The following is a 15,687-nucleotide window of genomic DNA, read 5'->3' as shown; positions in this document are numbered from 1 at the left end:
AGGATATAGCATGGCCTCGCTCGCGCGCGACCTCCGCAGGGAGCTGGAACGCACTGTCCGTCAGGCGCGGCGCGTCGCCGAGACGGGCGCTAGGAAGGTGCTGGAGCAGCTTGCCGTGCACCATCACGAGCCGTGGGGCGCGATGACGCCAGAGGCGCGAGCGCTGCGCAATCGCCTGCGCGCCCATGGTCGGCAGCTCGGCGACCATCGCGATTCGAAGCGCGGGACGCAGGCGATGGGCCGACTCATGCAGGAATGCGCCTACGAGCACTGGCACCGCATGCTGTTCGCCCGCTTCCTGGCCGAAACCGACCTTCTGATCGAGCCGGAGTCGGGGGTCGCCATCAGCCTCGACGAAGCCCGCGAGCTCGCGCGCGAACAGGGCGCGGACTGGCTGGAGCTGGCGAGCGACTATGCCGAGCGGATGCTGCCGCAGATCTTCCGCAAGGACGATCCGGTGCTGGCTGTAGCCCTGCCGGCGGAGACGCGCTCGGAACTCGAGGACCTGTTGAAGGCACTGCCGCAGGAGGTGTTCCTCGCCGACGATAGCCTGGGGTGGGTCTACCAGTTCTGGCAGGCGGACCGGAAGGACGAGGTCAACAAGTCGGGGACCAAGATCGGTGCCGACGAGCTGCCGGCGGTCACCCAGCTCTTCACCGAGGACTACATGGTCCTCTTCCTGCTGCACAACACGCTGGGCTCCTGGTGGGCCGGCAAGGTGCTGGCGGATAACCCCAATCTCGCCAGTTCGGCAAAGAGCGAGGACGAGCTGCGCGCGGCCTGCAGGGTCGGCGACGTCGAATGGACCTATCTGCGGTTCGTGCGCGACAAGAATGATGGCGGTGATGACGGCCCCTGGCGGCCGGCAGCCGGAACGTTTGACGGCTGGCCCAAGGCGGTCAAGGACATCACCGTGCTCGACCCCTGCATGGGCTCGGGCCATTTCCTGGTCTTCGCCCTGCCGATCCTGGTCGCGTTCCGCATGGCCCAGGAAGGGCTGACCCGCGAGGCCGCGGTCGAGGCGGTGCTGCGCGACAATCTGTTCGGCCTGGAGATCGACCAGCGCTGCACGCAGATCGCGGCCTTCAATCTCGCCTTCGCCGCCTGGCGCATGGTGGGCTACCGACCGCTGCCGAGGCTCAACCTCGCCTGTTCGGGCCTCGCCATCGGCGTCACGAAGGCCGAGTGGCTGCGGCTCGCGGAGAAGGCTGTGACGGCAGCCGACCCGGCGGCGAAACGAGACCTGCTCGGCGTCGAAACGAATCTTCTCACAGTCGGGCTGGAAGAGCGGGTCAAGAACGGCCTTGAGGCACTCTACGATCTCTTCGCCAAGGCACCGTGGCTTGGCAGCCTGATCGACCCACGTCGGGCCAGCGCCGATATCTTCCGCGAAGGCTTCGATAAGTTGGAGCCGCTTCTCGCGTCGATCCTGGCTGCGTCCGACACGGACGAAGCGCGTGAAATCGTGGTTGCGGCGCAGGGTATGGCGAAGGCCGCGGAGATACTTGCTCGCCAATTTACCCTAGTCTCCACAAACGTCCCGTATCTTGGCCGGGGCAAGCAGGATGATCTGCTTCGCAGCTATTGCGAGTCTACTTTTCCGAATGCGAAAGCCGACGTTGCAACGTGTTTTGTCGAGCGTTGCCTCTTCCTTTCCGGATCGGAGGGAACTGTTTCAATTGTTACACCTCAGAATTGGCTTTTCCTGAATACGTATAAGAGCCTTCGCAGAAGCCTCCTCAACAAAATCAGATTGAATTCTGTCGCGCGACTTGGCGAGCACGGGTTTGAAAGCCCTCAGGCGGCTGGCGCCTTCACTGCCATGATCATCGTCACATCAGCAAAGCCAACGGCTGAGCACGCATTCTTTGGAGCAAACGCCAGCGACGGCGGCTCACCAGAACAGAAATCGCTGTTTCTCCAGAACGCACGTCCAGCGATCCTTCACCAGCGCGACCAGATCGCTAGCCCCGATCATCGAATTTCGATCGACCAAGTGACTGATGGTGCTCGATTGTCAAAGTATTGCGCATCGTACCTAGGTTTGGGAACTGGAGACTATCCACATTATGGGAGATGTTTTTGGGAGTTCCCAAGGGAAGAGTCTGGTTGGGCCTTTCAGCAAGGAACGGTCGAGTCAACGAGACTCTGGGGTGGTCGCGAACATGTGGTTGCTTGGGATTATGGAACCAACCGTGTCCGGGGTATGACGCAGGCTGAGCGCGATCAAATCCACAACCAAGATCAAAGCGGCCAACAGGCTTGGGGCCGATTGGGAATTGCTGTTGGCCTGATGAGAGATCTGAAGGCCACAATATACACTGGTGAACGACACGAAAAAGCACTGGCTGCAATCGTTCCACAGTCCGAAGAGATTTTACCGGCCCTGTGGGCATTGTGTAGTAGTCGAGAATTTCATGATCTTGTCAGGGAACTTGATCACAACGTCATTGTCGCTAATGGAACACTCGTAAAGATTCCATTTGATCTTCGGAAATGGGAGCGCATAGCTGCCGAGAAATATCCACATGGGCTTCCTAAACCTCATTCTTTCGACCCAACACAATGGTTATTTGACGGTAAACCTAAAGGAGCCGACGCACCATTATCAGTCGCAGTAGAACGACTTGTTGGGTACCAGTGGCCGCGCCAAACTGGTTCCAGCTTCAGTGGCTGCCCTGCTGTTGAATCTGACGGTCTTGAAAAACATGCCGATTCCGACGGCATCGTATGCCTCAATGCCACCAAAGGCGAAGCGCCAGCGCATGAGCGGCTGACCACTCTGCTCGCCGATGCCTTCGGCGCCGAGTGGTCAGCAGCCAAGCTTGCGAGCCTCTTGGCCGATGCTGGCTTCGCCGGCAAGACACTGGACGACTGGCTGCGTGACGGCTTCTTCGAGCAGCATTGCGCGCTATTCCATCAACGCCCCTTCGTCTGGCACGTGTGGGATGGCCGGCGGGACGGGTTCCACGCGCTCGTCAACTACCATCGTCTTACAGCACCCGGCGGCGAGGGCCGGCGCACGCTGGAGAAGCTGATCTACTCCTATCTCGGCGACTGGATCGATCGCCAGCGTGCCGAGCAGAAGGCCGGTGTCGAGGGCGCTGACGCGCGCCTCGCCCATGCCGAGCACCTACGCGCGGAGCTGATCAAGATTCTGGAGGGCGAGCCGCCCTACGACATCTTCGTCCGCTGGAAGCCGCTCCACGAGCAGCCGATCGGCTGGGAGCCGGATATCAATGACGGCGTGCGGATGAACATCCGCCCGTTCATGACCGCCCGCCCCCTGAACGGTCGCGCAAAGACCGCCTGCATCCTGCGCGCGACACCGAAGATCAAATGGGAAAAGGACCGCGGCAAGGAACCGAAGCGCGAGAGGAACGACTATCCCTGGTTCTGGGGCTGGGATCCCGAGGATCTCAATCTCGCCGTCGATTTCGCTGGCGGCCGGGAGTTCGACGGCAATCGATGGAACGACCTGCACTGCAGCCACACCTTCAAGCAGGCGGCGCGCGACCGCCATGCCGCCGAGACGGGAGGCAGGTCGTGACGAGCGCCTCGCCCGAGACCCTGCTCGATGCGCTGAAGACGTCCTTCGCTGCGAGCCTGCGCGCGCCGGACGGCGTGGCGCCGCCGGCAGCCCTGCTGTGGACAGACGCCGACGGCCACTGGAAGCCGCTGCTCCCGGCGCTGATGAAGGCCTTGCCGGAACTCTACGTGCTTGGCCCCTACGCGCCCGAGGAGCGACAGGGGCCAGTCATCTGGCTCAAATGCATCGTCGAGCGGACGCTGCCGGACGTCTCGCCGGCGCCCGAGCTTGCACCCATCCTCTACCTGCCGAACGTCGCGCGGCAGGACCTTCGCGCCGGCGGCGATTTTCCGGCAAAGGAACGGCACCTTATGCCCCTCGTTGAGCTTCAGTACCGCGGAGCGGTCTGGCATCAGCGGAACGGGCGGGACTGGACTGTCGAGGCAATCCTAACCTCCGAAGACGCTCTCGGCCTCGATGTCGCGCGCGACCAGCGTACGCGCGATGCGATGCTCCGCGCATTACCCCTACTCGCGGAAGAACCCATTGCGGCATTGCGTGGCCGGCGGCTGGAAGCCGACGATTTCGATCGTCTCGCGATCGGCGATCCGATCCGCGACCTGCTCACCTGGATGAGCGACAGGGAGGCCTTCGAGGGCCGCTGCGATGCCGGCCGCTGGGCAACCTTCCGCGACGTCTGCGTCCGCGAGTTCGGCTTCGATCCGGATCAGGACGGGATTCAGGCCGCGGCCGACGCGCTGCTGCACGGCGGCGGCAAGTGGAACGAGGTGTGGCAGCGGTTCTGCGACGCTCCGAACCTCTATCCGGGCATCTCCGCGGTCCTGCGCCAGGCGCGGCCCAAGGACCTGCTCGGCCTCGTCGATCAGTCCCGCCGGCCAGGGTTGAACGACGAGCGGGAAGACAAGCTGCGCGCCGCGCTGGAAGCGGTCGTCGATCTTGCCCATGCACAGGCCTGCGACAAGATCATCGCCCTCGACGAAGAACACAAGGAGCGGCGCGGCTGGGTGTGGGCGCAGATCGGCGAAAGCCCCTATGCCGTCGCACTCGAACCGCTCGGACGGCTTGCCCGCGCCGCCAGGCGCCCGCTCGGCGGCGCGACAGTCGAAGCACTGATCGCCGACTACGCTTCTGAAGGCTGGCGGTGCGATCGCGCGGCGATCGAGGCGCTGTCCAGCCTCAAGCCGGGCAATGAGAACAACCTCGTCACCAAGGTGGTGCGGGCGCTTTATGAACCTTGGCTCGATCGCTCTGCACGCCGGTTCCAGGAGCTCCTTTCGACGGACGGCACCGACCCCGCAAAGCTGGCCTCTGGCGTGTCCGCCGACCGGGAGACGTGCGTGCTCTTCGCGGACGGCCTGCGCCTCGATCTCGGTATGATGCTGCTGGAGAGGCTCGAAGCGCGCGGGCTAAAGGCCCGGATGTCGCACCGGGTCGCGCCGATCCCCACCGTGACGGCGACGGCAAAGCCGCTCGCATCTCCCGCCCACGGCGCGTGCTCGGGCGGCGCCGACGCCGAGGACTTCTACCCGCTGATCGCAGAGAGCGGAAAGCCGGCGAACGCGCAGCGTTTGCGCGACGCGATGGCGCGACAGGGTGTTGAAGTGCTGGATGCCGAAGAAGCCCGCATGGCCGTCGGCGCCGAGGCCGGCGCGTGGGCCGAGATCGGCAAGATCGACTCACTGGGACATTCCCTTGGAAGCCTGCTCATCCGCCAGCTCGATCCGGAGATCGAGGCAATCGTCGACCGCATAGAGGGCTTGCTCAGCGCCGGATGGGGAGCGGTCCGCGTCGTCACCGATCACGGCTGGCTGCTGCTGCCCGGTGGACTGCCGAAGGTAGATCTGCCGCCGTACCTCGTCGCCACCAAGTGGGCGCGGTGCGCCGCGGTGCAGGGCGGCTCCACGCCGACCGTGCCGACCTATCCCTGGTACTGGAATCCGTTGCTGCGCATCGCCTCACCACCCGGCATCGGCGCATTCCTCGCCAGCACGGAATACACCCATGGCGGCGTCAGCCTGCAGGAGTGCGTGATCCCCGAGCTGATTGTCGAGCGTGGCGAAGCAGCCGTCGCCGCCAGCATCACCGAGATCAGCTGGCGCGGCATGCGTTGCCGGGTCGCGGTCGAGACGAATGTTTCGGGGCTCAAGGTCGATCTGCGGCTGAACTGGAAGCAGGCCAAGACAAGCATCGTCGCGGCCCCAAAGGAACTCGGCTCGACGGGCGAAACGAGCCTTGCTGTGTCCGACGACAGCCATGAAGGTGCTGCGGCCTCGGTCGTCGTCTTCGATCAAACGGGACGGGTGCTCGACAACAAGCCGACGACCGTCGGAGAAGAAACATGACGATGGAATTGGACCATCTCGACAAGCTCGCGGCATCCGTCTTCGACGGCTACCTCGTGCGCAAGGACTTGGTGCAGAAATATTCCCGGCAATACCCGGTTCCGACTTACGTGGTCGAGTTCCTGCTGGGCCGCTATTGCGCGAGCGTCGACGCGGAAGAGATCGCCGAAGGCCTGCAGATCGTTGAGAAGCAGCTCAAGGACCGCACCGTCCGAACCGGCGAGGAGGAGCTTTTCAAGGCACGCGCGCGCGAGACAGGATCGGTCAAGATCATCGACATGCTCAAGGCGCGGCTCGACGCCAAGAATGACTGCTACGTCGCCGAGCTGCCAAGCCTCGTGCTTCGCGATGTCCGCATCGATGACGAGATGGTGCGCGAGAACGAGCGCATGCTGACCGACGGCTTTTATGCCGAAGTGACGCTCAGTTACGACGGGATCATCGCGCAGGAAAAGGGCGGGCGCCCCTTCAAGGTCGACGCGTTGCGGCCGATCCAGATGTCAAAGTCCGATGTCCTGGACATCTACATCAAGGGCCGGCGCGCCTTCACCACCGCCGAATGGGCTGATTTCCTGCTGCGATCCATCGGTCTGGAGCCATCGGCTTTCAGCGAGCGGGCGAAGCGCGTCGCCTTGCTCCGCATGGTGCCGTTCGTGGAGCGCAACTACAACCTCGTGGAGCTCGGCCCGCGCGGCACCGGTAAGAGCCATTTGTTCCAGCAGATATCGCCCTACGCCCATCTCATCTCCGGCGGCAAGGCGACTGTCGCCAAGATGTTCGTGAACAACGCGACCGGGCAACGCGGCCTAGTCTGCCAGTACGACGTCGTCTGCTTCGATGAGGTATCAGGTATTTCCTTCGATCAGAAGGACGGCGTGAACATCATGAAGGGCTACATGGCCTCAGGCCAGTTCAGCCGGGCCAAGGAGAACATCCGCGCCGAAGGCAGCATTGTAATGGTCGGCAACCTCGACGTGGATGTGGAGCAACAGCAGAAAATCGGCCATCTGCTGAGCCCGATGCCGCCGGAGATGCGCGACGACACCGCCTTCATGGACCGCATTCACGCTTACGCGCCGGGTTGGGATTACCCGAAGCTGAAGCCGAGCGAGCACCTCACGGACCACTTCGGGCTCGTAAGCGACTTCCTGAGCGAGGGTTGGAGCCGGCTCCGCAGCGGCAACAGAATCTCGTTCATGCAGGGGCGCGTCCATCTCGGCGGCGCGCTCAGCGGTCGCGACATCGAGGCGGTCAACAAGACGGTCAGCGGCCTGACCAAGCTGCTCTTCCCCGATCCCGAGATGCCGATCTCCGACGAAGATCTGGAATGGATGGTCCGGATCGCGCTCGAAGCGCGGCGCCGCGTGAAGGAGCAGCAGAGACGCGTTTTCAAAAGCGAGTTCCGGAACACACACTTCAGCTACATTCTCGGGCCCGAGGGCGTGGAGCAGTTCGTCGCAACGCCTGAGCTCCACAGCGACGAAGCGATCGAGAGTGATCCTCTGCCACCGGGCCAGGTTTGGGGTGTCAGTCTCGGCACGTCCGAGACCGGCCCCGGCCTCTACCGCATCGAGGTCACCTGCGGTCCGGGTAGTGGCGTGCGAATTCTCAATCAGCCGACCCCGCCGGCGTTTCGCGAGAGCGTCCGCGTCGGCGAACAGAACCTGTACACGAGGGCGAAAGAGCTGGTGGGCGACCGCAACCCGCGGGAAGAGGAGTTCACCATCCAGATGCGGCCCCTGGACACGGACAAGTCCGGCGAGGGCCTCGGCGTGCCCGTGCTCGTCGCCCTCTGCGGCGCCGTGCTCGGCCGAAACACGCGAGGGGGAACGATGGTCGTGGGCGCTCTGAATCTCGGGGGCTCGATCGAAATGATCCCGAACGCAGTCAGGATCGCCGAGCTCGCTATCGACAAGCAAGCTCAGACCCTTCTGATGCCGGTTTCCGCACGCCGGCAGCTGAACGATCTTCCCGACGAGCTTTGGACGAAGATCAGCATCGAGTTTTACAAGGACGGGTCGGACGCCGTCTTCAAGGCTCTTGTCGAATAGGGATCCAGCTAACGATTCTCTACACACAAGACAGGATCGGGCGTCTGATAAGAGACAAGTTACTGGAGGTCGAAGTTGCTGACGCGATCAAGGAAGACCGGCATCTCAGTTACCGATTTACGATCCGAATCGGGTCATTTGCCGAGTTGATATAGTTCACTTTTATGAGCGGAGTGGGTTCGCCCGCACATCTGCCTCAAGAATGGGGGGGCGTCTATGCAGATTATCTTCGGATGGAAGCTTGATGGCCCTTGCCACCCCCTAACGGCAACGGCGTCAGCGGCGGCGATAGGTCAACCCGTTGTCGGCCCGCACGGCCTCCTTGGCCTTCTTGAGGCTCCCCTCGGGCTCGCCGGCCCCAGCACGCCCGCGGCTGTTCGCATTGCGCGGTACCAGGGACGGCTGCGAGGACTCGATGACGGAGCCCGCTTCTATTCTCGCTCCTTCGCGCGTGACGCATGGTCGACAGCCAAGCAGTTGCTCATTTGGCGTGATGAGCTTTACGCCGCCGGCTGGCATGGCCAGCCAATCGACGGTGGGGGAGCCCGCCTTGACACGATGGCATCCTTGGAGGCCGCCAATGGCCTCCCTTTGGGCACAAGCCTGGGTGAGAGGCTGCAGGCCATCTTGGATGGTCTGCGCGATGGGGCCGATCTGCCGATCAAACGAATCGAAGTGACGTCACCGGAGGAACGCTTTCCTCCGCTCTGGCGACGCTTGCTGACTGAGTTGCGGGCCAAAGGCGTCGACATTCAGGCGTTGGAAGCGCCCAAGCCCATGGGGGACTCCGATCTCGCGGCCATCCAGAGATCGCTAAACGGGGGTAAGGCTTCTGAATTCGCAGGAGATGGAAGTCTTATCGTCCTTGACGCTGACGATGAGTGGCAAGCCGCTGACGCAGTGGCGGCTTGGCTTGCCTCGGGAGACAACGGCGAAACAGTCATCATCCGCGGAACAGGATGCCCCGCCCTGGATGCAGCATGTCAAAGGCTAGGGTTGCCGCGTCCGGGCTGGACCGAGTCTTCCGCACAGCGCAGCGCCCTCCAGGTCCTGCCTTTGGCACTGGAAATCTTATGGGATCCCATTGAGCCTGCGAGGATCCTCGAGTTCCTGAGCCTGCCGCGCTGCCCTCTTCCCCGGTTTGTGTCCCGCAGATTCGCGCAAGCTCTGATGAACGAGCCAGGCATCGGGGGAGAACTATGGACCGATGCCTGGCAGACCTGCGTGAACGACTTGACGGGGTGGAAGCGGGACGACGGATTGGACGATCCGACGGTCAAAAAGGAAATTGAGAAAGCTCAAGCGGAATGGCGGTTTTGGCTTGAACCCCAGCGCTTTCGACGCACCGATGGAATTCCTGTGCAGGTGGTACAGGGCGTGTGCCGTCGCATTGCGCAATGGTCAGCCGGCATTGCCCAAAGTGACGACGACCCTCTGTTTCTGACGGCGGCTTCGCACGCGGTCGCCCTCAGCGAGGCGATCGCGGCCCTAGGGTCGCCTCGTGTTGCCCCGGTCCAGCTTGGCCGCTTAATCGATGCTGTAACCGCCGAAGGCGCGGCTGCGCCAGTAGCAACCGAGGAGGCGGCCCCTTGGTCTATCGTTGATCAGCCTGGACAGCTCTGGGGCATGACCGATTCCCTCGTCTGGTGGGGGTTTGCCGGCGAAATTACACCGCCTCCGCGACTGCCATGGTCTGATGTCGAGCTTGCGGCACTCGCCACCGCCGATATCCGCATCGAGCCAGCCGAGGACATGATCCTGCGTGAGGCCGCCAGCTGGCGACAAGCACTCTTCAATGTCCGATCGCGGGCGATCCTCGTAATGCCCCGTCAACTCCGTGGTGAAGCTGCCGAGGCACATCCTTTGTGGCATGAAATTTTTGCGCAATTAGAACCCCTAAGAGCCGTTGGGAAGGCAAGGTTTCCGGCTCGATCGATTACCGTGGCTGGCACAGCGCAGCTGGCCGATCGCGTGATCAAGCGGCAAGCCGTTGGCCCGATGCCCCTACCCTCTCCCAGGCGAAAGTGGACGCTGTCCGCGTGCGCGCTCTCGCGCAGATCTATGGAATCGATCACCAGCATCAAAACCTTGATTGAGTGCCCGCTTGCGTGGGCGCTGCAGTACGGAGCAAGAATTCGCCCGAGCGTACTCAATGTGCTGCCTGACGACGAGCAGCTTGTTGGTGTTCTCGCTCATGCTGTCGTGGAGCATCTCTTTGCTCAACGAAAGAATTGGCTGCCGGATGACGCGGCAAACGAGGCTGCACGGCTATTCGATAGCCTTGCCCTCACAATCGCCGCTCCGTTGCTGAGGCCAGGCTATGCCGTCGAGTATGAACGAGCCAAAGCGCGCGTGTCCTCATCAATCCGCCTGCTGGTCCAGATGATTTCCGATGCCGGCTTGACCGTCAGGGGATGTGAGGAAGAGGTCGTCGTGAGCTTGGCGCCGGGCCAGGATTTTGGCGGTTACCTCGATCTCGTTCTTCAGGATGCAAACGGCAGATCCGTTGTTCTCGATCTCAAATGGTCGAGGCGGGACAAATATCGTCGAGAGGAGATACAGGAGGGCCGCGCTCTTCAGTTGGCCGCATACGCTTGGCTTGAGGAGCAGGCCGGCCGCAGGGCGATCGGCGCCGGGTACTTCATGCTGCGGCAGCAGACCTTGCTCTTCACGAGCCCGCATCCATTCCCGGCCGCTCACCATGTGCCCGGCTCCGATCTCAAGCAGACGTGGTACGTGCTCCAGCACGCCTACGATCATCGAATGGCACAGCTGGAGCAAGGTGAAATCCTGGTCCGAGGAGTCGAGCCAGGTCCCGACGATGCCGACGTTGATCCGATGCCTCAGGTCGAACCCGGCTGCCGATTCTGTGACTACCGCCCATTGTGCGGCGCCTCGATCAAGGGAGGTCGATCATGAATGGTATGGGGCCGATCTCCGTTGTGAGCGCTGGCGCAGGCACGGGCAAAACCTGGCGATTGAGTACGGAGTACGTTGAGGCTGCCGAAAGCGCGATGTCGACCGCCCGCATCATTGCGACGACTTTCACGGTCAAGGCGGCGTCCGAGCTGTTGGAGCGAGTGCGCGCCCGTCTCATTCAAGAAGGGCACGCCGATGCCGCTCAATCCGCCTTGGCGGGCTTGGTTGGCACAGTGAACAGCGTGTGCGGGCGCCTCGTCGGAGATTTCGCGATCGATGGAGGCCTGTCGCCGGTCGCTGAGGTGATCGCCCCTGAAATGGCTGACTCCTTGTTTCGCCTGGCGACCGAGGAGGCCATACAGAAGTTCTCTGATCGCATTGATCCCATCGCCGAACGACTGCGCCAGGATGACTGGCCCACGACCGTACTTGAGATCGTTCGCTTGGCTCGCGGTAGCGGGCTCGACGCAAAGCAGTTCGCCGATTTTGCAGCCAAGTCCTGGCAGGGGATGGAGCCACTTCTCATGCCCGCCGCGAACTCCGCGACGGCCGATGAGCTGAATCATGCTTTGCTAACAGCCGTTCGGAAATGCATCGCTGACATCGAAGCCGGCGGGGATTCAACGAGCACAACAGCAAGATCCCTGAGTGTGCTGCGTACGGCGGCCTCACAGATGGCGAGCGGCAGACCCCTGGCATGGGACGCGTGGGCTCGGTTGTCGAAGCTCAAGGCCGCGAAGGCGTCGGAGCCCTTCCTCCAGGAGGTGCGAGACATCGCCGCGCGTCATCCGGGCCACCCGCGTCTTCACACTGATATCCGGATGTTCATCGAACTCACATTTGCCTGTGCGGCAGAGGCACTGGACCATTTCTCAGAGTTCAAGCGGGAGCGCGGTCTGCTCGACTTCACCGATCAGGAAGCGCTTGCACTTGATCTGCTGCGCCAACCTGACATTCGCGCCCGCATGCGCGAACGCTTCGACCTTCTAATGGTGGATGAGTTTCAGGACACCAGCCCCATCCAGCTGGCGGTTTTTCTGGAGTTGGCCAAAGCGGTCAAGCGCTCTCTCTGGGTCGGCGACCAGAAGCAAGCCATCTTCGGTTTCCGGCAGACTGATCCGGCACTTGTAAATGCTGTTATCGAGAAAATCAGACCAGCCACGGGAGGTGGGGAGGAGATGCTCGATACCTCCCGGCGTTCACGGCCTGACCTCGTGCGGTTCACGAACTCCGTGTTTGCCTTGGCCTTTCCGCCAAAGGGCGTACCGGCGGACAAGGTGGTGATCCCAAAGATCCATCGAGACGAACCGCCGAGCTTTGGTCCAGCCCTTCATCACTGGATGCTGGAGGGTAAGAGCTGGCCGACTGCACTGGAAGCTATGGCGGGGCGCATCCACGCGCTGCTGGCAGCACCCGAAGCCACTCCGGTTGTCAATCGCGCCGACGGCACCACTCGACCACTGAAGCCAAGCGATATCGCGGTTCTTTGTCGCCAGAACGAACGGTGCAAAACCGTAGCCGATGCCCTTGGCGCACGCGGCATTCTCGCGGCCATGCCGAGAGATGGTCTGCTCGACACACCGGAAGCGGTCTTGGCGATTGCCGCCTTGCGCTACCTGGTTGACCCGGCGGACACGCTCGCGATCGCCGAGCTTGCGCACTTCATTGAAGGAAACGACGACTGGCTGGCCGTGTGGCTGACCGAAGGCGCAGATGTGCTAAAGGCCCGGTGCGAAGCAGTCGTCGCCCTTGATGAGCAACGCGGTAACCTGGCTCACTTGACGCCTGCCGAAGCACTCGAGACGGCCATCGCGGCGGCCCGTATCGATCAGCTCGTTCGGCGGTGGGACCGCGCAGGCGAACGCTTAGCGAATCTGGACGCCCTGCGGAAGGTAGCGCTCTTGTACGAGGATGCATGCCGCGCCACGCGGGGCGCGGCGACTGCCGCGGGGCTCATCGCACACTTCGCAAAAGGCTTGGAAAACGGCGGTGAGCGCCCCGCCTTCGAAGGTGACGATGCCGTCCGGGTTCTCACGTACCATCGCGCAAAGGGCCTGGAGTGGCCCGTCGTTATCCTGCTTGACCTTCAGGATGGAGCAAAACGGTCACCTTTCGGCGTCTATTCAGAAGCCCCCGAAGACGGACTGGATGCCTGGAATCCGCTGGCGGGACGCTGGATTCGCTTTTGGCCCTGGCCGTACGGCGATCAGGCCAAGGACGTCCATCTCGATGCGACGGCGGCGGCAAGCCCGCAGGCCCAGGCCCGAACGGAGGCCGAGATCGCAGAACTTGTCAGGCTGCTCTATGTGGGTATGACCCGAGCGCGCGATTACTTGGTCTTCGCCACCCGACCGTCAACGCCTTCAGCCTGGATCGATCTGCTGACCCGGGATGACGGAACTTCGGTGCTCACACTGCCGCAGGCAAACGGTGAGGTCGAACTGAACGTGGACGGCCAGACCTTCACAATGGTCGTCGAGTCGGTGACCGCGCTTGCACCGGCGATCCCGCAAGGCGGAACCGAGGCGATCGCCTGGTATGGGCCTCCCCTTCTCACGGGCGATCCACCCAAGTACCCACCAGCATGGCTGTTACCAAGCGCGCTCCTGGTTGAGGGTGAAGTCAGCAGCTCGGGCGTAGCGGAGGCACCCATCGAAATCGGTTCGCGCCTCCCCATAACCGGAAGTCCGGATATGCGCCTTTTGGGCGAAGCGGTTCACGGATTTCTGGCAGCCGATCGCACCAGCCGACCGCTAGCGGAGCGCGAGGTGATGGCGAGCGACATTCTCGATCGGTGGGGAGTGAGCGGCGCCATGCAGCCTGCATCATTGATCGAGGCCAGTGATCGCCTCGAGCGATTCGTTGCCGACCGCTGGCCACAAGCCCGACGACACAAAGAGGTGCCGGTGTTCAGCCGTATCGGCGATCAGCGCGCCAGCGGCCGCATCGACCTCTTATTAGAGACCGACAACGGCTTCGTGATCTTCGATCACAAGACCTTCCCTGGCGCACCAGATACGTGGCTAGAGAAGGCTCAAGAGTTCACACCTCAGCTCAGGCTTTATGGCCAAATGGTTACCCAGGCGACTAGCAAATCCGTGCAAACCGCATTCATCCACATGCCTATCGTGGGTGTTGTATTCGAGGTTAATCTCGCTTGATCCGGTTTGAAGCGGTTCATTGCAACGGATTGGAGCTAAATTGGAGCGACGATGGACGGCAGAGCTACACACCTCATCACAACGAGTATCAGTGTGAGCTGTCGTCCGAAGTCGAAACAGAAGGGGCCCGGCCCATGCGACTCATAATGGGCGGCATCAATGGCCACTACCTCCGAAATATCACCGAAAACTGTTCGCGCGATACCGAGGAGGTTCTGGCCGCCGTGGCATATGCTACGGACGCCTCTCTGCTCTTTGACTGGTGCTGGCAAAATAAGATTCCGCTCAAATTCTATGGCCGGCTGGATGATTGCGTCGCAGTTAGCGTACCGATCCTCGCAAGCTTCCTGAGCAAGAAATCTCCGAACTTCGTATGCCGTCTCGTCCAACATCACCATGCCAAGGTCATCTGGTGGCGCGGAGTGGGTACGTACATTGGCTCTGCCAATCTGACCGGCAGCGCGTGGTACAAGAATGTCGAAGCCGGATGCTTCTTTTCTGAGGAAGAGATCTCCGACGAAATGGGTAGCGATCTTCTTGATCTGTTTGCCACGCTTGACGCGCACTCAACCCCGCTGACAGAGGAATTAATTCGCGAGATGACCCAACGGGCGAAAGCCTTGGCTGCAGCGATGCCGGATCCCAAGAGCTTCTGGGCGAGTCCAAGCTTTACGAAATGGTCAGGCCTCGTACAAACCGCCCCGAAGAGTGCCAGCGATAGGAGACGCCAGGCCTTCCTCGAAGAGTGGCACTCAACACTTCAGGATCTTCGCAACATCGGGACGAAAATCAGCCTTCCTGAAAACCGGCCCGCATGGATCAGCGAGTCTGCTCCCGTCGGGGCTCAGACAGATCAGTTTCTCCACGCGCACTATTACCAGCGCACCTTCGACGGGCGAAAAGCCAATTACGCCGCGTTCTATGAGCTGAACAAGGGGCGTCGGGAGGGGGCTCTCTTTGAGGCGATAGATTGGTGGCGGAGGTTGCCAACGGCGCCATCGAACGAAGATGAGATGCTAAACATCACGGCCCCCCTTCTTCGTTCCTCGCTGACGGCGGAACGTCTTGGATCAATGACGCATGCAGAGTTCCAGGACATCTGCTTGGGCGTGCACGCGATCAAGGATTACGCGCGACGGGTTCCGAACAAGGCGGTGAGCCTCGCCGATGATAGCACCCCCTATACGATACCAGAGAAAGTCGCCGCGCTTTCAAAGCGCATCTGGAATGACCGTTCGTCTGGCGGTGCCCGTGTCAGCGACCTGCTCCAACACGTACTGTATGGGGGGTCAAACGAACAGCTACCTGAGCGTCTCTGGCAAGCAGTGACCGATCCGAAGTGGAAAATCGATGGCCTTGGGATAAGTGCCCTCGGGGAACTCGTGGGTTGGGCTTTACCTGATCGGTTTCCTCCGAGAAACGGACGCACATCGAAAGCGCTCCGCTCGCTGGGCTATGACGTCACCATACATGTCGAGTGAGTGAGCGAGTCGAAGCAATCGCCCGCCGCGCTGCACGAGATGACAGCCCCGCGCGTCATGTGATTGCTCAACTCGCGCCGATTGGTGTAAACAGCAATAGAGTTCCAGTCGCCGCTGGATGAAAGTTTAGTGGCAGGTCACGGGGAAGCGGACAAAGCAAAGGCCGCCTCGCGGCGGCCTAAG

Annotated in this window: 6 protein-coding genes; all 6 read left to right on the top strand. The window is 61.9% G+C overall.

The window, feature by feature from the left end:
* Positions 1-10: 10 nt before the first annotated feature.
* Positions 11-3,550, top strand: coding sequence for an Eco57I restriction-modification methylase domain-containing protein (locus BKM74_RS15610; RefSeq protein ID WP_086466634.1), 3,540 nt, complete (start codon positions 11-13; stop codon positions 3,548-3,550).
* Entirely contained in the window at positions 3,547-5,892 is a 2,346-nt protein-coding gene (gene pglZ / locus BKM74_RS15605) for a BREX-1 system phosphatase PglZ type B (RefSeq protein ID WP_086466633.1), read from the top strand. The genes BKM74_RS15610 and pglZ overlap by 4 nt, the downstream gene beginning before the upstream one ends.
* Positions 5,889-7,943: a BREX system Lon protease-like protein BrxL gene (gene brxL / locus BKM74_RS15600; RefSeq protein WP_217895506.1), complete on the top strand. Its 2,055-nt coding sequence runs from the start codon at positions 5,889-5,891 to the stop codon at positions 7,941-7,943. The genes pglZ and brxL overlap by 4 nt, the downstream gene beginning before the upstream one ends.
* A gap of 216 nt (positions 7,944-8,159) precedes the next feature.
* The gene (locus BKM74_RS15595) at positions 8,160-10,862 is read left to right on the top strand and encodes a PD-(D/E)XK nuclease family protein (protein WP_086466632.1); all 2,703 of its coding nucleotides are present in this window, start codon (positions 8,160-8,162) and stop codon (positions 10,860-10,862) included.
* Positions 10,859-14,023 (top strand): UvrD-helicase domain-containing protein, encoded by a 3,165-nt coding sequence (locus BKM74_RS15590; protein ID WP_086466631.1) that lies wholly within the window; start codon positions 10,859-10,861, stop codon positions 14,021-14,023. The genes BKM74_RS15595 and BKM74_RS15590 overlap by 4 nt, the downstream gene beginning before the upstream one ends.
* Positions 14,020-15,504, top strand: coding sequence for a phospholipase D family protein (locus tag BKM74_RS19020; RefSeq protein ID WP_245825963.1), 1,485 nt, complete (start codon positions 14,020-14,022; stop codon positions 15,502-15,504). The genes BKM74_RS15590 and BKM74_RS19020 overlap by 4 nt, the downstream gene beginning before the upstream one ends.
* Positions 15,505-15,687 lie beyond the last annotated feature (183 nt).

The organism is Oceanibaculum nanhaiense, from assembly GCF_002148795.1.
In the GTDB taxonomy this organism is placed as follows: Bacteria; Pseudomonadota; Alphaproteobacteria; order Oceanibaculales; family Oceanibaculaceae; genus Oceanibaculum; species Oceanibaculum nanhaiense.
The sequence above is the reverse complement of the archived record's forward strand: the minus strand, read 5'-3'. Positions and strand labels throughout refer to the sequence as shown.

Excerpts from the sequence above, each read along its gene's own strand:
- brxL (WP_217895506.1), top strand. The coding sequence starts at position 5,889 with ATGACGATGGAATTGGACCATCTCGACAAGCTCGCGGCATCCGTCTTC.
- BKM74_RS15610 (WP_086466634.1), top strand. The coding sequence starts at position 11 with ATGGCCTCGCTCGCGCGCGACCTCCGCAGGGAGCTGGAACGCACTGTC.
- BKM74_RS15590 (WP_086466631.1), top strand. The coding sequence starts at position 10,859 with ATGAATGGTATGGGGCCGATCTCCGTTGTGAGCGCTGGCGCAGGCACG.
- BKM74_RS15595 (WP_086466632.1), top strand. The coding sequence starts at position 8,160 with ATGCAGATTATCTTCGGATGGAAGCTTGATGGCCCTTGCCACCCCCTA.